General features: G+C 42.4%; 13 protein-coding genes, 2 tRNA genes and 3 rRNA genes. All 18 read right to left on the bottom strand.

Annotated elements, in window-relative coordinates; all coding sequences use genetic code 11:
* Nucleotides 1-31: 31 nt before the first annotated feature.
* Entirely contained in the window at nt 32-709 is a 678-nt protein-coding gene (locus RBB56_RS17630; protein WP_306720254.1) for a uracil-DNA glycosylase, read from the bottom strand.
* A 12-nt stretch (nt 710-721) separates the two neighbouring features.
* Nucleotides 722-1,483, bottom strand: coding sequence for an imidazole glycerol phosphate synthase subunit HisF (gene hisF / locus RBB56_RS17625; RefSeq protein WP_306720253.1), 762 nt, complete (start codon nt 1,481-1,483; stop codon nt 722-724).
* Nucleotides 1,484-2,104: an imidazole glycerol phosphate synthase subunit HisH gene (gene hisH, locus RBB56_RS17620; RefSeq protein WP_306720252.1), complete on the bottom strand. Its 621-nt coding sequence runs from the start codon at nt 2,102-2,104 to the stop codon at nt 1,484-1,486.
* A gap of 56 nt (nt 2,105-2,160) precedes the next feature.
* Nucleotides 2,161-4,011, bottom strand: coding sequence for a hypothetical protein (locus RBB56_RS17615; RefSeq protein ID WP_306720251.1), 1,851 nt, complete (start codon nt 4,009-4,011; stop codon nt 2,161-2,163).
* A 68-nt stretch (nt 4,012-4,079) separates the two neighbouring features.
* Entirely contained in the window at nt 4,080-4,886 is an 807-nt protein-coding gene (locus RBB56_RS17610; RefSeq protein ID WP_306720250.1) for a hypothetical protein, read from the bottom strand.
* 153 nt (nt 4,887-5,039) lie between these two features.
* Nucleotides 5,040-5,945 (bottom strand): chemotaxis protein, encoded by a 906-nt coding sequence (locus RBB56_RS17605; protein WP_306720249.1) that lies wholly within the window; start codon nt 5,943-5,945, stop codon nt 5,040-5,042.
* Nucleotides 5,946-6,342: 397 nt separating this feature from the next.
* Nucleotides 6,343-9,263: ribosomal RNA gene (locus RBB56_RS17600) — 23S ribosomal RNA — on the bottom strand.
* Nucleotides 9,264-9,641: 378 nt separating this feature from the next.
* Nucleotides 9,642-9,714, bottom strand: a tRNA-Ala gene (locus RBB56_RS17595).
* 93 nt (nt 9,715-9,807) lie between these two features.
* Nucleotides 9,808-9,881: transfer RNA gene (locus RBB56_RS17590), tRNA-Ile, on the bottom strand.
* Nucleotides 9,882-9,891: 10 nt separating this feature from the next.
* Nucleotides 9,892-10,009, bottom strand: a 5S ribosomal RNA gene (rrf, locus tag RBB56_RS17585).
* Between the two features lie 231 nt (nt 10,010-10,240).
* Nucleotides 10,241-11,867: ribosomal RNA gene (locus RBB56_RS17580) — 16S ribosomal RNA — on the bottom strand.
* The 16S, 23S and 5S rRNA genes sit together here with 2 tRNA genes alongside, the layout of an rRNA operon.
* 668 nt (nt 11,868-12,535) lie before the next feature.
* Nucleotides 12,536-13,228, bottom strand: a complete 693-nt coding sequence (locus tag RBB56_RS17575; protein ID WP_306720248.1) for a hypothetical protein — start codon at nt 13,226-13,228, stop codon at nt 12,536-12,538.
* Nucleotides 13,229-13,314: 86 nt separating this feature from the next.
* Nucleotides 13,315-14,787, bottom strand: coding sequence for a sensor histidine kinase (locus RBB56_RS17570; RefSeq protein WP_306720247.1), 1,473 nt, complete (start codon nt 14,785-14,787; stop codon nt 13,315-13,317).
* Between the two features lie 36 nt (nt 14,788-14,823).
* Complete coding sequence (locus tag RBB56_RS17565; RefSeq protein WP_306720246.1) at nt 14,824-16,497, bottom strand: glycoside hydrolase family 13 protein; 1,674 nt, start codon at nt 16,495-16,497, stop codon at nt 14,824-14,826.
* A 15-nt stretch (nt 16,498-16,512) separates the two neighbouring features.
* Nucleotides 16,513-17,190 carry a response regulator transcription factor gene (locus tag RBB56_RS17560; RefSeq protein WP_306720245.1) on the bottom strand — a complete coding sequence of 226 codons (678 nt, stop codon included), beginning with the start codon at nt 17,188-17,190 and terminating at the stop codon, nt 16,513-16,515.
* A gap of 132 nt (nt 17,191-17,322) precedes the next feature.
* The gene (locus tag RBB56_RS17555) at nt 17,323-17,880 is read right to left on the bottom strand and encodes a hypothetical protein (RefSeq protein ID WP_306720244.1); all 558 of its coding nucleotides are present in this window, start codon (nt 17,878-17,880) and stop codon (nt 17,323-17,325) included.
* 47 nt (nt 17,881-17,927) lie between these two features.
* Entirely contained in the window at nt 17,928-18,071 is a 144-nt protein-coding gene (locus RBB56_RS17550; RefSeq protein ID WP_442905412.1) for a DUF1905 domain-containing protein, read from the bottom strand.
* A gap of 92 nt (nt 18,072-18,163) precedes the next feature.
* A complete protein-coding gene (locus tag RBB56_RS17545; RefSeq protein ID WP_306720243.1) occupies nt 18,164-18,418 on the bottom strand; it encodes a hypothetical protein in 255 nt (84 codons plus the stop codon).
* Nucleotides 18,419-18,487 lie beyond the last annotated feature (69 nt).

Here is an 18,487-nt window from a genome sequence, read left to right as displayed (position 1 = left end):
GCAAACTTCTTGTTTGTTCTTATTATAAATTTTATAAATTCTCAATCTGCCAATCTATCGGCGTTACTCCATTACTTTGTAAAAATTCATTAGCCATACTAAAGTGCTTACAACCAAAAAATCCACGATATGCCGACAATGGACTCGGGTGAGGGGCTTTTAGAATCAGATGCTTCGGATTCGTTAACATCGGAATCTTATTCTGTGCCGGTCTCCCCCACAATAAGTATACAATCGGTCTATCCTGTTGATTCACAGCCTCAATTACGGCATCAGTAAACTGCTCCCATCCTTTTCCCTGATGTGAATTAGCTTGATGGGCCCGTACGGTCAGCACAGTATTCAGAAGAAGGACACCTTGCTCTGCCCACTTTCTCAAATAACCGTTATTAGGAATATAACATCCTAAATCCTCATGTAATTCCCGATAGATATTTTGTAAAGAAGGAGGAATATCCTTTTGATCCGGTAACACAGAAAAACTTAATCCATGCGCCTGGTGCTCATTATGATAAGGATCCTGCCCTAACAGCAACACCTTCACCTCGCTAAGAGGTGTAAAATGAAACGTATTGAAAATATCATCCGCCGGAGGGTAAACGACCACTTTGCTATATTCATTCTGTATAAATTGAAACAATTCTTTATAATAAGGCTTTGAAAACTCTGGTTTTAGAAGATCTAACCAATCATTTTGAATCATCGCCATCGCCCTAACCTCCTATAACCTTACCGATACACCCTTTGTCTGTAAATATTTCTTCACCTGAACAATTTCCAATTCTTTATAATGGAACAAAGAAGCTGCGAGTGCAGCATCTGCATTGCCTTTCGTAAGTGCATCGTAGAAATCGGCTTCACATCCGGCACCACCTGATGCTATTACAGGTATCGGCACACTATTTGCAATCGCCCGTGTTAACGCAATATCATAGCCGGCTTTCGTTCCGTCACAATCCATACTCGTCAAAAGAATCTCACCGGCACCAAGCCGGTATACCTTCTCTGCCCATTCTACTGCGTCGAGTCCGGTATCGATTCTGCCACCATTCTTATAAATATTCCATCCTGAACCATCCGCACGTTGTTTCGCGTCAATAGCTACCACTACGCACTGGCTTCCAAATTTATCTGCAGCATCACCAATTAATGAAGGGTTATCAATCGCTGAAGAATTGATAGATATCTTATCAGCACCCTCACGAAGTATCATTCTGAAATCATCTACAGTCCGTATTCCGCCACCGACTGTAAACGGAATAAATACTCGCTCTGCTACTCGTCTTACCATATCCACTACCGTGGCTCTTCCATCAGAAGATGCTGTAATATCCAGAAAAACAAGTTCATCTGCTCCGGCCTTATCATAAGCTGCCGCAATTTCAACAGGATCACCTGCGTCTTTCAAATCTACAAAATTAACACCTTTTACGACTCTTGTATTGTGTACATCAAGACAAGGAATAATACGCTTTGTATGCATCTATTTTGCCTCCCTTTGAATTCGTATGAAGTTCTTTAAGATATGAAGCCCCACATCCGAACTTTTCTCCGGATGAAACTGACAAGCAAACACATTGTTCTTCTCCACCGATACATGCATAAGAGTGCCATATTCGGCCGTCGCGGTAACAATATGAGCATCTTTAGCTTTCAAATAATAAGAATGTACAAAATATACGTAGGAATTCTCAGATAAACCTTCAAATAATATTCCCTTATTCGGATATTCCAAAGAATTCCATCCAATATGAGGAATTTTCAATCCTTCTTTAACCGGAATTCTACATACTTCCCCTTCTAATATTCCAAGCCCTGCTACTCCCGCACTTTCTTCACTTTGTTCAAACAGAAGTTGCAGTCCCAGGCAAATTCCAAGAAATGGGATTTCCATTTCCACTGCTTCCCTTATAATTTCTTCCAATCCATAAGTCCGAATCTTACTCATAGCATCGCCGAAAGAACCTACTCCCGGAAGAATAATATGATCGGCCCCAAGAATATCCTCTCGATTTCTTGTAACGATGGCCTCTTCCCCCAGAAACAAAAGTGCCTTTTCCACGCTTTTTATATTGCCCGCATCATAATCAATAATTGCTACCATATTCTGTCACTTTCTGTATCGTTAGTGTTACTGTTCACTCTGTGAGCAGTAACTCGTTAGTTACCGTTAATCTGTATATTGATAGGCTGGCGTACTCCTTGTATGAGTTGTCCCTGACTCCCCGGTGAACTAATGCTTGGCATTGAAGCTTCTTCCTGTACAGGTTCTTCTTCTACCAGTAAATCATCCTCTACAGACGGAGATTGTACAGGCGCTTCTTCCATAGTATCTTGTGCTTCTGAATCTTCCGGCTCTTCCTCAGTGGGGACGCCTTCGCTTTGAAGCACTATGGAATCAGAACTCCTTACTGGCGTTGTAGACGCAAGTTCTCCCGAAAGAACCGCTTCGCCCAGTAGCTCCTGCTCCTCCGGAAGGAGATCGGCAGAAGCTGATGGAGCCTGTACCATCTGTTGCTCTTCTTCCCCCGGCAATTCAAAAGGCGTCTTATATACAATGGATCGCAACTTTCTTGTATAGACTAAATCATCTTCGTAACCAACAATAACTTTCGCTACCGGCTCGGACAAATAATATTTATCATTTAAGACATTCAAAATCGTCGCATATACTGCTTCCACTTCTTCTATAACACCATATTCTTCTGCCTCATAAAGTATATCAGGATATTTCTCCACACCTGACATCAAAGCATCCAAAGCCTCAAGCTCTTTTCCCATACCCATATAATTATGATAAGCTGAAAGTTTTCTATTCAGGCTTAAAATAATTTTCGATTGATTATAAATCACTGTATCGGTATCATCCAACTTCTTACCGTAGAGTAATTCATAGGAACTTGCGTAATCAGCTTCATAATAAGCAGTCCTGGCCTTCGTCTTATCGAAGAAATCAGGTACAACAGTAACTAAAACAATCACCATCGCTGCAAGAGTCAAGCATAATGACGAGATAATTACAATATTCTTGACAGATACCTTCTTCCCCGGAGTTACCGGCTCAGAAGACTTTTCTTTTATTACTTTTACTTTTTTAGGCTTCTTTTCTTTGGCCTTCTTAACCGGAGCATCATCTTCCTCGGAATTATCATTTGATTTATTCTTTTTCGCTTTTTTCTTCTTTTTCTTCTTGTCCTCTGCATCTAAAGCTTCCAGAATATCTCGATTTTCATCGGAGGGAGCCATTCCATGCTGAGCTTTTAACTTCTCCGTCTCATCTTCACCCTCATCCGATTCCATCAGGAAAGAAAAAGCTTTAGCAAAAAGTCCCTTCTTCTTAGAAGCTCCCACTTCTTCAGCTTCTCCATCTCCCACGCTTTCTTCTTCACCATCTATCTCTTTTTTATCTGTCTTCTTCGCAAACCACTTTTTCTTCTCTTTTTTATCCTTTTTGGTTTTCTTTTCTTTTTTCCCTTTTTTATCTTCTGAATCTTCTTCGGATGCGAACGAGGTTTCTCCCTCTGCTGATAGTTTCTCCCTGGAGGCTTCCGCTTCAATTTCATCGGACATGCTCTCTAATAACGCCAACATATCGTCAGCGTCCATTTCTTCATCCAATTGCAGCGGTTCTTCAACCCCAAGAAAATTCTCATCTTGAGGATACTCTTCCTCATTCAACTCATTCAGATGCAATTCATCCTCATTGTATTCTGAAACTTCTGCAAATCCTTCTTCCTCTGCACCTATGTCTTCAATTGCCATCGCATCGGCACCTGCAAACATTGTATCAATATCTTCCATATCATCTATATCCGGTTCCTGAATAGCAAAATCATTAAGGAAAAAATCATCTTCCAGTGCTACATCAGGATTCGTTGACGTACCATCTCCGTCCCCTTCGGTGATATCCTCTAAATCCGCCTCTTTTTCCGCTTCTGAAGAATCGGCTTCATCTTCACTTTCCATAATGGACTTGAGTAAATCGTCCAAATATTCTTCATCTGAATTCATGAAACACCCTCACATTTCTTCTATTTATGTAATGACCCTACCCTCTTAGTTTATCATACATATTCTTATTAGACAAACCAATTTATGAGAAAATCTGTCGAATTTTCTTTGATGGAATGCCCTCTTTCCTTAATCTCTTCCGTCATCTGATATAGCTTACTATTTATCCGAAAAAAGGAAGACTTCTGATTGAAAAACACGATTTTTTCGAAAGGCCATCTAATTACTGTAGGATACTGCATTCCTACTCCCAATTCTATTACACAAAGCTTACGATTGACTGTTCCTTGTAACCATTCTGTGTAATGTTTCCACCTTTCCATGTACCCTTCTTCCGCATAGTGTTCTGCTTCTATCTTATTAAATGTCATATCTTTATTGCAGCTCTCACATATCGGCTTCTCTATTCTTCCTAATAGATCCTCCGCTTCTTCTTTTCCCTCTATACAAGACTTAATCTGATTAAAAATATGCATATCCGTTTTCGTTACTGTTCCTGAACAATTATCTGTACACTGCACGAAACGATATCCGCCACAAGGAGTTACAATTCTATCTCTTTCCAAACCCGTATCATATATATAATCATCCATACAAGTGGAAACTATATAATAGTTCTTTCCCTCCAGCATTTTCTCCAAATTAGTGTAAGCTGCTTTTACGCCGGCATCCCTATGCTCACTTAAATAAACGCATTCCACATAAGGAATTATCCAATGATATTCTTCCTTTGCTTTTATCCTATTTAAAATATCCAAATAACGAGAATCCCTTTCGATATCCGAAAGCTTCGCTTTCAGTTCTCCTCCCAGACCAACCAGGACAAAATCTGCTTCCATTATACTGTCTATCATATTCTTTTTTACATCATTCATTAAAAACCTCATTCTGCTACAAACCTATAGCCTCAATATTTTCTTTCATACCAAGATCCTTCCCATGATACTTATGATACAAAAAAGCCAGGAATTGAATCCCGGCTATTTAAGCTTATATAATATATTCTTATAATTGAAACCTACTGCTAATTATTTCAATAGCCCATCAATTACATGAACCAGATTCCCAATCTCCGGCTTAGAAAGCTGTGCATCCGCCCCAAGTAATTCACCTTTTCTTCTCATTTCTTCATTAACTAAAGAGGAAAAAATAATAACCGGAATATGCTTTGTCAACTCATCCTCTTTTACCAGCTTAGTCAAGCGATGACCATCCATCACCGGCATTTCAATGTCCGTAATAATACATTTCACATGCTCGTTCAATGTACCATCTTCCTTACATGCTGTAATTACATCATATGCCTGCTTACCATTTTCAGTATGTATTAGATTCACATAACCCGCTTGCTTCAAAGAATCTACGATAAGCTTATTCAAAAGCGGAGAATCTTCTGAAATTAAAATAGGTACATTGCGCTGTGAACGGTTACCTAACTCTTCAATCTCAGACATTTTAAGTCCTGTCTCCGGATTAATATCTGTAACAATCTTCTCAAAGTCTAAAATAATAATTAACTTTCCATTAATCTTAATAATTCCTGTAGAAATACCATCCTCGCTCGTTGAAACAGTGGTTCCAGGCTTAATAATCTGGTCCCATGAAACTCTATGTATTCCCATAACTGCGTCTACGTGAAATGCAATATCAAGTTTATTAAAATTTGTTACAATAAACAAAGAGGTATTTCTCTCTTCATCGTTATATTCTCTCATCTGAAGGCAATTTCTCAAGTTAATTGCTGTTATCATCGTATCACGCGGCATGAAAATTCCTTCGATACTCGGATGTGCGTTCGGAACCGGGGTAACTTCCTGATAAGAAATAATTTCTCTTATCTTTGCAACATTTATTCCATAATGCTGTCCTTCCAATGTAAATTCCAAAACTTCTAACTCATTCGTACCGCTATCCAACAGAATATTCGTATCCATATTCATCCACCTCACCACACTTATTAGTAAATTATTCCTAAATCACCTTGACTCGATGTAATTATAACACATACCGTATAAAAAAAATACAATTAAATAACATTTTATTTATAATTTTCTGTTTTTTTATCAAAATTAATCTTTTATCTAATATATAACTAAACTTTAAATTTTCAACATAATGATACATTTTGTATAGAACAAAAAAACTATCACAAAACGTGATAGCCTCTCTCTTCATTCTATATAATAACATTTTCAAGAATTCATACCCTCAAAACCGAATACCTACAGACCTTCTTATGCTTCCATCTTCCGGTCCTTTCACTCTCTCATATCTTTTCATCCGTTTTTTCTTCTTTTGTAAGAGTGTTCTCCACTCTTTATCCCAGCCTATAAGGATAAGCCCTCGACCGATTAGTACTTATCAGCTGCACGTATTGCTACGCTTCCACCTTAAGCCTATCTACCTCGTGCTCTACAAGGGGTCTTACCATGATTAATTCATGGGGATATCTCATCTTGAGGGGGGCTTCACGCTTAGATGCCTTCAGCGTTTATCCCTGCCGGACTTGGCTACTCTGCCATAGGTCTGGTACCTAACAGATACACCAGCGGTCCGTCCATCCCGGTCCTCTCGTACTAAGGACAGCTCCTCTTAAATATCCTACGCCTGCGCCGGATAGGGACCGAACTGTCTCACGACGTTCTGAACCCAGCTCGCGTACCGCTTTAATGGGCGAATGCCCAACCCTTGGGACCTTCTACAGCCCCCCAGGATGCGATGAGCCGACATCGAGGTGCCAAACCACTCCGTCGATGTGAACTCTTGGGAGTGATAAGCCTGTTATCCCCAGGGTAGCTTTTATCCGTTGAGCGATGGCAATCCCACGTTATACCACCGGATCACTAAGTCCTAGTTTCCTACCTGCTCCACCCGTCGGTGTCACAGTCAAGCTCCCTTATGCCTTTGCACTCTGCGAATGGTTTCCGACCATTCTGAGGGAACCTTTGAGCGCCTCCGATACCCTTTCGGAGGCGACCGCCCCAGTCAAACTCCCCGCCAGACATTGTCCCGGAACCAGTTTCATGGCTCTCGGTTAGAAATCCAATACGGTAAGGGTGGTATCCCAACAGCGGCTCCATAGAGACTGGCGTCTCTACTTCTTTGCCTCCCACCTATCCTGTACATACAGCATCGAATCCCAGTATCAAGCTGGAGTAAAGCTCCATGGGGTCTTTCCGTCCTGGCGCAGGTAACCAGCATCTTCACTGGTACTTCAATTTCACCGGGTGCATTGTTGAGACAGCGCTCAAATCATTACGCCTTTCGTGCGGGTCGGAACTTACCCGACAAGGAATTTCGCTACCTTAGGACCGTTATAGTTACGGCCGCCGTTTACTGGGGCTTAAATTCAAGGCTTCACGTTAGTTGACCTCTCCTCTTAACCTTCCAGCACCGGGCAGGCGTCAGCCCATATACTTCACCTTCCGGTTTTGCATAGACCTGTGTTTTTGCTAAACAGTTGCTTGAGCCTATTCTCTGCGGCCCCATCTCTGGGGCACCCCTTCTCCCGAAGTTACGGGGTCATTTTGCCGAGTTCCTTAACAATGCTTCTCCCGCCGGCCTTAGGATTCTCTCCTCATCCACCTGTGTCGGTTTACGGTACGGGTACAGGACGAACAATAGCAGCTTTTCTTGGCACATGGCCCGCATGCTTCGCTACTTCATTTCGCTCCGCATCACGCCTTTGGATCGATAAGGGGATTTGCCTCCTTATCTCCTACTTCGCTTGCACCGGCTTTTCCTTTTCCGGCCCATGCTTTCCACATGCGTCCCTACAGTTCTGTCATCCTGCAGTACAGGAATTTCCACCTGTTATCCATCGACTACGCATTTCTGCCTCGCCTTAGGCCCCGACTTACCCAGGGCAGATCAGCTTTACCCTGGAATCCTTGGATATTCGGCCAAGAGGATTCTCACCTCTTTCTCGCTACTCATTCCGGCATTCTCTCTTCCTGAAACTCCACGGCTCCTCACGGTACCGCTTCTTCGCTTCAGCAATGCTCCTCTACCAAGCATGCCTTACGCATGCTTCCTAAGCTTCGGTGGTGTGTTTCAGCCCCGGACATTTTCGGCGCAGGACCTCTCGACTAGTGAGCTATTACGCACTCTTTGAATGGATGGCTGCTTCTGAGCCAACATCCTAGTTGTCTTTGAAATCCCACATCCTTTTCCACTTAACACACACTTTGGGACCTTAGCTGTAGGTCTGGGCTCTTTCCCTTTTGACTGCCCAACTTATCTCGTGCAGTCTGACTCCCGTATAACATCTGTACGGCATTCGGAGTTTGATAACCTTCGGTAAGCTTTGACGCCCCCTAGGGTATTCAGTGCTCTACCTCCGCCAGATTCATACGAGGCTAGCCCTAAAGCTATTTCGAGGAGAACCAGCTATCTCCGGGTTCGATTGGAATTTCTCCCCTATCCACACCTCATCCCCACCCTTTTCAACGGATGTGGGTTCGGTCCTCCATTGCCTTTTACGGCAACTTCAACCTGGACATGGATAGATCACCCGGTTTCGGGTCTGCACATACTGACTATGGCGTCAACTAAGTTGACGTTTGGCGCCCTGTTAAGACTCGGTTTCCCTTCGGCTCCACACCTTAAGTGCTTAACCTTGCCAGTATCCGCAACTCGCCGGACCGTTCTACAAAAAGTACGCGGTCCCACCTTAACGTGGTCCCACAGCTTGTAAACACAGGGTTTCAGGTTCTCTTTCACTCCCCTCCCGGGGTCCTTTTCACCTTTCCTTCACAGTACTATACACTATCGGTCACTGAGGAGTATTTAGCCTTACGGGGTGGTCCCCGCTCATTCCCACAAGGTTTCTCGTGTCTCGTGGTACTCTGGATCCTGCGCTGTCGCTTCCGGGTTCGCTTACGGGGCTTTCACCCTCTCTGGCTGGTCTTTCCAGGACCATTCTGCTTCCTTCTTCGAATCAGACTATGCAGTCCGAACCCCGGAGTGCACGCACTCCGGTTTGGGCTCTTTCCGGTTCGCTCGCCGCTACTTCGGAAATCACGGTTGTTTTCTTCTCCTCCGGCTACTTAGATGTTTCAGTTCACCGGGTTCCCTTCCTTACGCTATGTATTTACGTAAGGATACATAAGGTCTTCTTATGTGGGTTTCCCCATTCAGATATCTGCGGATCATAGGATATTTGCTCCTCCCCGCAGCTTTTCGCAGCTTATCACGTCTTTCTTCGGCTCTCAGTGCCAAGGCATCCTCCCTGTGCTCTTTCTTGCTTAACCTTAATAAGTCAGAGCTTCCTGCACTCTATGAGTGCCCTCCCCTCTTTCTTACCGGACATCTAGCGTGATGTCCTCGGCTGGTCCGCTGTCCTCATACACCGGTCCGTAGACCGATCTATCATTTCAGCTCTTCTGACGGAGAGTGTTCTTTACTCTTTCATCAGAAGGTAAATCTATTTGAGTTTAAAACTCATTTGTTCGGCCATCATGACTTGCATCACGATGGACCTCGGATGTCTTTGATACTTGATTGTTTTTTGGTATTCGGTTTTCAAGGTACGGTCTTGCAGGTCTTTGGCACTTCCTTTTGTCTTTTCAGACAGACTTAAGTGCTGCGTCCTGTCCCGGAACTCCTATCATAAATAGTCCTTCCGGTAATGGAGACAGAGAGATTCGAACTCTCGACCCCCTGCTTGCAAGGCAGGTGCTCTCCCAACTGAGCTATGCCCCCGTTTCCGGTTCTTGGGTAATCCCCTATGAGTATCATGAGAAAGACTTTCTTATCATGCACTCATGATTTATCTTTATTTTTTCTTTTCTTCACTGGGCTTAAGTGGACTCGAACCACCGACCTCACGCTTATCAGGCGTGCGCTCTAACCGGCTGAGCTATAAGCCCTTTTTTTTAGATCTGGCAGCCACCTGCTCTCCCATGCCGTCTCCAGCATAGTACCATCGGCCGCTTAAGTCTTAACCTTCGTGTTCGGGATGAGAACGGGTGTCTCCCCTAAGCGCATCGCCACCAGATATTCTTCGCGTTAATAAGTCTAATCTTGATTAGACTGTGATTGTAAATTTAAGGAGAGATGGATGAGAAAGCGTACTTTCTCAGACTTTTTCTCTTAAATTTATGAGCGTCTCTGACGCGACCGAGAGACTTTCGTCTCGAGGTGCCAATCACAGCAGGATCCTCTTTTATAAATCTCCCGCTTCCTCAACAGCTAAACAGTAATGCAACCCCTACTTCTTCTTCCTTAGAAAGGAGGTGATCCAGCCGCACCTTCCGATACGGCTACCTTGTTACGACTTCACCCCAGTTATCAGACCTGCCTTCGGCTGCTCCTCCCCTCATCGCTGAGCACGACCGGCACGTATCTTTTTTCTCGAATATAACGAAACTCTCTTTGTTCCTTTCGTTATCTCCTGATACGGTCATGCTTACCGATGAGGGTTAGGTCACAGACTTCGGGCATTTCCGACTCCCATGGTGTGACGGGCGGTGTGTACAAGACCCGGGAACGTATTCACCGCGACATTCTGATTCGCGATTACTAGCGATTCCAGCTTCATGTAGTCGAGTTGCAGACTACAATCCGAACTGAGACGTGTTTTTTGGGATTTGCTCCAGGTCACCCCTTCGCTTCCCTCTGTTCACGCCATTGTAGCACGTGTGTAGCCCAAATCATAAGGGGCATGATGATTTGACGTCATCCCCACCTTCCTCCGGGTTATCCCCGGCAGTCTCTCTAGAGTTCCCATCTTACTGCTGGCTACTAAAGATAAGGGTTGCGCTCGTTGCGGGACTTAACCCAACATCTCACGACACGAGCTGACGACAACCATGCACCACCTGTCTCCAATGCCCCGAAGGGAACATACATTACATATGCTGTCATTGGGATGTCAAGACTTGGTAAGGTTCTTCGCGTTGCTTCGAATTAAACCACATGCTCCACCGCTTGTGCGGGTCCCCGTCAATTCCTTTGAGTTTCATTCTTGCGAACGTACTCCCCAGGTGGATTACTTATTGCGTTTGCTGCGGCACCGAAGGCTTATAAGCCCCGACACCTAGTAATCATCGTTTACGGCGTGGACTACCAGGGTATCTAATCCTGTTTGCTCCCCACGCTTTCGAGCCTCAACGTCAGTTACAGTCCAGTAAGACGCCTTCGCCACTGGTGTTCCTCCTAATATCTACGCATTTCACCGCTACACTAGGAATTCCTCTTACCTCTCCTGCACTCTAGCTAGGCAGTTTCCAAAGCAGTCCCGGGGTTGAGCCCCGGGCTTTCACTCCAGACTTGCCCTGCCGTCTACGCTCCCTTTACACCCAGTAAATCCGGATAACGCTTGCCCCCTACGTATTACCGCGGCTGCTGGCACGTAGTTAGCCGGGGCTTCTTAGTCAGGTACCGTCATTTTCTTCCCTGCTGATAGAGCTTTACGTACCGAAATACTTCTTCACTCACGCGGCGTCGCTGCATCAGGGTTTCCCCCATTGTGCAATATTCCCCACTGCTGCCTCCCGTAGGAGTTTGGGCCGTGTCTCAGTCCCAATGTGGCCGGTCACCCTCTCAGGCCGGCTACTGATCGTCGCCTTGGTGGGCCTCTACCCCACCAACTAGCTAATCAGACGCGGGTCCATCCTGTACCACCGGAGTTTTTCACACTGCTTCATGCGAAGCTGTGCGCTTATGCGGTATTAGCACCTATTTCTAAGTGTTATCCCCCGGTACAGGGCAGGTTGCCCACGCGTTACTCACCCGTCCGCCACTAAGTTACATATCTTCCATCCGAAAACTTCCGTTATATAACTCCGTTCGACTTGCATGTGTTAGGCACGCCGCCAGCGTTCATCCTGAGCCAGGATCAAACTCTCATGTTGAGATTCGTCGATGCATGCCATTTCTGGTAGGCCGTGTCTGATGCTCGCATCAGCACTCGGTATGCCATGAAATGATTTGAGGAGTAAATTCAATGAAGTAAGCTTCGCTTACGAATTGGCATTTGCTCCCATGCATGTCACATGTTTGCCCGGTCCAAAATCAACTTTGGCTTTAAATCCTTGCTAATTTTTTCCCGTAATCTCACATCTGCTCCTTGCGGTGCTTTTGTGCGATTCTTTTACTGTTTTTTAGGTTGTTCTTCTGAATTTTCTCTTTGGGCTCTTTCTGCAAAAGCAGAGGCCCGTTTTAGAATTTTCAGGGTTGCATTACTGTTTACTTGTCAAGGTTCTGTGTTTCTTAAGTTCGGTTTGTTTTGTCTTTCGTTTCAGACGCAACTTTGATATCTTATCATGTGCATTTTGGAAAGTCAATACCTTTTTGAACTTTTTTAAAACTTTTTCTTTTTTCGATTCCGTTCGTCGTATTCACACCGAATGGCTCTTTTGCAGCTCCTTGTTTGTTGTTCTTCCCTCAAGGTGCTTTGCTAGTATAATCAAATTTTCAACAAATGTCAACACCTTTCTTCAAAATATTTTTTTATAATTTTTACCGGATATTGATATAGAATGAAAAAAGCACACAGCTATTAATTCTGTGTGCCGAATGCCTATTTCATCACTAAGGAAACTGAGGATATAGAGCCTGCCTCTTCTTCCAATATTTCACTGATTAATACGAGATTTTCACTCTCCCCTGCTTCAATCGTTCCGGCAAAGGTAGCCATATCATTCATAAGCATCGTTGTCAGCGCGTATCTGGGAGCACCTCCATTAATTGACAGCTTAAACTTAGCCCCTTTAGAAACCATATCAATGTCCAAGCTCTGCCCTGTTATGTTCTTCATCTCAAAATTTAGAATGAGGAGCTTCTTCCCCTGTTCTGCATTCATTGCAAAATATACTTCTTCCTCTTCCGAATCAGGATAAATATCTTTTACCTCGAACCCGTTATAAATTACTTCCACGCCCTCTATTCCATAAAACTCCTGCACACTTTTATTACTCGCTTGAGAGTCATCCTGAGTAGCCGCATCTACAGAAGTAGCTTCTTCCTGTGGCATCTCAGGTTCTTCTTTTATTACTTCCGGTTGCTTCGGTTCCTCCTGCGTATCTGCCAAAAGTTCCTCATCCACCAACCTGCCATTATAGTTTTTATCATATTTTAATAACAGCCCTGCTGCATATTCAACTACTTGTGCGCTCTCTTCTTCTGTCATCTCCGGTACTGTAGCTCCGCATGCTGTCAATGTTAAAGATGCTATTGCCAGTAAAACAATCCCTATTTTTTTCCCTCTTCTCATGTCGACTCCCATCTACTCTTGTAAGTAAAGCACTCATTCTGCCATATATTATACAACAGCTTTGGTATTCTGAAAAGCCCTCATGTTCACTGAGCTGCTAATTCAAACCAAAATTCTACACCATTATCATAATTCATCACACCACATTTCTGGTTCATTGATTCCATAATGGCTTTTACAATGGATAGACCCACACCACTTCCACCATATTCCCTTGTTCTCGCTTTATCCACTTTATAAAACTTATCCCATAGATGTTCAAGGCTTTCCTCAGGTATCTGCTCTCCTGTATTAAACACAGAAACTCGCACTCTGTCTTCTATCTTACTTATCTTAATATCAATGATTTTCTCTCCGGATACATGGTTCATCGCATTGCTAAAATAATTAGCGAACACTTCTTCCGTTTTGAATTCATCGCCCCAGACAAAGATAGATTCCACATCATTAAAATAAACTGCTATTTCTTTCTGCCTCGTTAGGATATCAGCCGATTGAATATAGTTCCTTATTAAAGCCGAGATATCAAAACGTTCCATAGACACAACATCATTTCCAAACTCCAATTGATTCAAAGTAAGCAGCTTCTTCACCATTACATTCATTTTACTGGATTCATCAATAATGACATCACAATAAAATTCCCGACTCTCCGCATCATCCGTAACGCCTTCCTTTAAACCTTCCGCATATCCCTGAATCAAGGCAATTGGCGTTTTCAGCTCATGAGAAACATTGGATAAAAACTCTTTTCTCATTTCATCAATTTCATTCTTTTTCTCGATATCTTTCTGCAATTCATTATTTGCTGTTTTCAATTCCGATATTGTCGTCTCCAGAGTGCTGGACAATTCATTAATATTATTTCCAAGCAGAGCAATCTCCGTTCTGCTTTTTCCATAATATTTTGCATCAAAATCAAGATGTATCATTCGTTCCGAAATATCTGCAAGTTCTAATATCGGTTCTGTCACCTTTCTCGATACGAGCAGGATAACAACTCCACTAACAATAACAGCCCCAATTCCTACATATGCCAGAAAGCGATTAGCTATGGATACACTATCCTGTATCCCTTCCAGCGCGCTTCGAAGCAGAAATATATTTCCATTATCAAGAACACCCCACATCTCTATATATTCTGTCATCGTTCTGGAATCGGTCATCCTTTGCACCGAGTAATAATCACTTTCTTCTAATATAATATTATTGTTATTATCGCCCGATAGATTGAAAAAGTTATCCCATAAGCGCCGACTCATTGTATCCGGATCGCTACTGAACGTAATTCTCATTCGGGAATCTGCATCCAGCACGATTAAGTTCATATTATATTTTTCGGCTATCTTCTGTATCTGAATACTGAATTCTTCTGTCAGAATATTACCAGCATTGGCTGCCTTGTTGATAACTGCATAAGCGTCCTTGAGCGAATTCTTCTTATTGTTCAGATAATATTCACCCAAAAAAGTACTATTAATAAACCAACATAGCACGATGGTGGCTGCCATAAGGCCGATGAAAATAGCTGCAAATTGTTTTTTAATCGAATATTTCATTTTTTCTGCTTCGCTATCCCTTCTGTATCATATGAACTACACAATAACCTCTATCGCTACTGCCTGATATCCTTTCAAATGAATCTTACCATCCTTACTATCCACACAATCATCATTGGATAATAATATAGAAGCAATCTTACCCGGAACATCTACCTCCTGTGGCTGTATTTGATAATTCGCAGCAACGAAAATCGTTCCTTTCATACCTTGTCTCAGATATGCCATTAAATTTCTGTCGGGTTCGGCTCTGGAAATGAAATCTCCATAAACCAATATATCTTTCCATTCCGGGTTCTTGCGCAGAGCAATTAGTTTTCGATAAAACTCGTATACAGAATCATCCTTAGCCAATTGACTTTCTACATTAATTCTTTCATATTTAGGATTCACTACAAGCCATGGTGTACCCGTAGTAAATCCTGCATTTTCCTCCGCATTCCACTGCATAGGTGTTCTTGCATTATCACGGCTGTATTTGTTCACAGCCCGAAGCGCTTCCTTCTCTGACAAGCCCGCATGTAAAGCAACCTTATATTCATCTAACGTCGAAATGTCATCTATCTGATCAATGGATGTAAACTCCATATTTTCCATGCCGATTTCCTGTCCCTGATAAATAAATGGCACTCCTCTCAATAAAAAGGTCAGTAGTGCCAGCATCTTTTTCCCCATATCATGGCACCCATCTGCCGGAAGATAACGACTGACACCTCTCGGTTCATCGTGATTTTCAATGATATTGGATAAAAACCCTATATTTTTCACACGGCTCTGACTGCGGCAAACCGCTTCTATATATTCTTTCGCAGTTACATCACTACGGTCATACCAACCATTTTGATGATCTCCTATGACTGTCGTGTTAAAATCGAACATTGTAGAAAAGTGACCGTCATTCCCAATAAACTGAGGTATTTCATCTTCATTGATATCGAATACCTCACCTACTGTAAAAGCATCGTGAGGCGCGAAAGTGCGATCGCGCAATTCTTTCAAAAATATACCAATCCCTTTCGCTTCATCCAGCATATTCTGAATCTTACTCAGTCCGTCATCCCGGTCAATCGGATAGTCTCTAAATGGAAACGATTTCTTGATATTGATAATCGCGTCGATGCGGAATCCTCCAAGCCCTTTATCCAGCCACCAATTTACCATTTTGTAAACTTCTTCCCGAACTTCTCCATTCTCCCAATTTAAATCGGGTTGCTTCTTATGAAAAAGGTGCATATAGTATTTGTCTTCCCATCCAGGCAACTTGTCCCAAACACTTCCGCCAAAATAAGATCTCCAATTCGTCGGTGCCTTTCCATCCCTTGCATCCACTATGTAAAAATAGTTACCGTACTTACCGCTGGGATCTTGAATCGCTTTTTGGAACCAATCATGTTCATCCGAGCAATGATTCACTACCAGATCCATCAGAATATACATATTTCGCTCTTTCGCTTTTGCGATGAGCTCTTCCATATCCTCCATCGTTCCGAATCTCGGGTCTATATTATAATAATCGGATATATCATATCCCTGATCCGCTAATGGAGAACAGAAAATAGGGGAAAGCCATAGAATATCCACCCCCAGATTCTCCAAATAATCTAATTTACTGATAATTCCTTGCAAATCACCGATACCGTCTCCGTTGGAATCATAAAAGCTTTTCGGATATATCTGATAAGCCACCTTATCATGCCACCATTTTTTCATATTTATATTGCCCTTTCATTCTGCCTCGAATTTATATCCCATTCCCCATATAGTCTTAATCAGATCACCTTTTTCACCCATTTTACTTCGCAGTTTCTTCACATGGGTATCGATTGTTCTTGCATCGCCAAAATAATCGTAGTTCCATACATTATTCAATATTTTCTCCCGGGAAAGGGCAATTCCTTTGTTCTCCATAAAATAAGTAAGAAGTTCAAATTCCTTGTAGCTTAAGTCGATTGTTTTATTGTCTATTATTACGATATGTGCTGCTTTATTAAGCTGAATGCCACCAACTTCCATAATTTCATCCAGGCTCACTTGATTAGTCCTGCGTAAAATCGCTTCTACTCTGGCTACGAGAATTTTCGGGCTAAAAGGCTTGGAAATATATTCGTCCACGCCCATCTGAAACCCCTGCAATTCATCCCGTTCATCCGTTTTTGCCGTCAGCATAATAATAGGAACTGTGGAATATTCTCTGATTTCACGGCACACTTCCCATCCATCAACCTTGGGCATCATCACATCCAGAATCACTAACGCAATATCCTTTTGTTCGAAAAAAATATCCAGGGCAGCACTTCCATCCTCCGCTTCCAGTACATCGTAATTGTTTTTCAGAAGAAAGTCTTTTACCAGCTTTCTCATCCTGCTTTCATCATCTACAACTAAAATTTTCAACCTGTCCATTTTTACTTCGCCGTCCCTTCCTCATAACTAATTTTCACTTACTCTTCCACGTTTTCTTACGGTCAGCGCAGCAAAGGCGCAGACCTACTGAATAATTAAGTATAATCAATAAATATGTTGGAATTGTGAAGCTTATTCTTCTATCCTCAGTTCCCGTTCCTTATCCCTGACAACACTTTCACGCTCTGATATATTCTGTTCCCATGCTGCGTATTTATTCACCAGTACCTTTTCATAATTCAGAATATTAGGTTGGTCGCTCGTTAAGGTGATAACAAACATAGCAATTATTGCCACTATCAATACAGAATTCAACCAGACAGATATAGTAAGTTTTTTCTTTTGCTGTTTCTTTTCTCTGACATCTATCTGGGATGTTGTAGCTTTTGTCTCACCTACCGTACGATAAGCAAAAACAGTAAATAGCCCGATAGGAGGAATTTCCGTCCCGAATTCTTCACTTTCATACAGCTTTTCTTGAAGCTTCTTTAAATATTCCCAACCAATAGGCGTCTTAAAAATATAATCTTTTACCGCCTTTTTATATACTAAAAGCATATTCCCCGGCTTTTCATAATCCATATGTCTTTCCAGATATTCAATCTTCTTCATTTCCTGTCTGGCAAGTTCTGCATCTTCCATAGTTTTAAAATAATACCCGTTTACTATTAACTCGCTCTTATCTTCCATGTCAGTTCCTCATTCTGATGTAATTTTAATAATATCATTAGCTTTGGCTATTTTGTTCTTTCGGCAAAAGTTACATGCACCGTATCCCCCGGCTGCTTTCCTATTTTCTTCCTGATATCCTGCCGTATCCCAATGATATGGCAAGGAGTTCCCATTTTCACAATTTGTCCGTCATAAGCTTCCCCATTCATTTCCCCTCGTTTCTTAAAGCTTCCAATACTCAGTCATCAATATTTACTTGTAATATAACACGTGGTATTTCAAAATTCAACGAATTTAAATTTCATCTTTTTTTATGATTGTGGGGATTGTATGTGCATCCCTTTTCCTCCATTGTCCGTTCCATTTCATCATACAGATCTTCATCCTTTTTCGTCATCATCCAGATAAATCCTACTATGAACAGTAGACCGGATGGAATTGCAAAGCAATAAAAGACAACAGGAACAACCTCTCCCACCATTGACTGCCACAAAAACAGTGGCGTATACAACGCCATTCCCGCAATCATTAGTTTCGCCCCACTCATTTTTTTCATAAAAATTCCTCTCTTTCTTATATCACTTTTATTATAATAAATGCATATATTATTTCTGTTTATAGTTTT

Origin of the sequence: Kineothrix sp. MB12-C1 (assembly GCF_030863805.1) — a bacterium.
Classification (GTDB): domain Bacteria; phylum Bacillota; class Clostridia; order Lachnospirales; family Lachnospiraceae; genus Kineothrix.
This window is presented reverse-complemented; position numbering and strand designations above follow the sequence as displayed.

Bases quoted from the DNA above. Each gene is read 5' to 3' on its own strand.
- RBB56_RS17575 (WP_306720248.1), bottom strand. From the start codon at position 13,228: ATGAGAAGAGGGAAAAAAATAGGGATTGTTTTACTGGCAATAGCATCT.
- RBB56_RS17550 (WP_442905412.1), bottom strand. From the start codon at position 18,071: ATGAATGGGGAAGCTTATGACGGACAAATTGTGAAAATGGGAACTCCT.
- RBB56_RS17555 (WP_306720244.1), bottom strand. From the start codon at position 17,880: ATGGAAGATAAGAGCGAGTTAATAGTAAACGGGTATTATTTTAAAACT.
- hisF (WP_306720253.1), bottom strand. From the start codon at position 1,483: ATGCATACAAAGCGTATTATTCCTTGTCTTGATGTACACAATACAAGA.
- RBB56_RS17560 (WP_306720245.1), bottom strand. From the start codon at position 17,190: ATGGACAGGTTGAAAATTTTAGTTGTAGATGATGAAAGCAGGATGAGA.
- hisH (WP_306720252.1), bottom strand. From the start codon at position 2,104: ATGGTAGCAATTATTGATTATGATGCGGGCAATATAAAAAGCGTGGAA.
- RBB56_RS17610 (WP_306720250.1), bottom strand. From the start codon at position 4,886: ATGAATGATGTAAAAAAGAATATGATAGACAGTATAATGGAAGCAGAT.
- RBB56_RS17615 (WP_306720251.1), bottom strand. From the start codon at position 4,011: ATGAATTCAGATGAAGAATATTTGGACGATTTACTCAAGTCCATTATG.
- RBB56_RS17630 (WP_306720254.1), bottom strand. From the start codon at position 709: ATGGCGATGATTCAAAATGATTGGTTAGATCTTCTAAAACCAGAGTTT.
- RBB56_RS17605 (WP_306720249.1), bottom strand. From the start codon at position 5,945: ATGGATACGAATATTCTGTTGGATAGCGGTACGAATGAGTTAGAAGTT.
- RBB56_RS17570 (WP_306720247.1), bottom strand. From the start codon at position 14,787: ATGAAATATTCGATTAAAAAACAATTTGCAGCTATTTTCATCGGCCTT.
- RBB56_RS17565 (WP_306720246.1), bottom strand. From the start codon at position 16,497: ATGAAAAAATGGTGGCATGATAAGGTGGCTTATCAGATATATCCGAAA.
- RBB56_RS17545 (WP_306720243.1), bottom strand. From the start codon at position 18,418: ATGAAAAAAATGAGTGGGGCGAAACTAATGATTGCGGGAATGGCGTTG.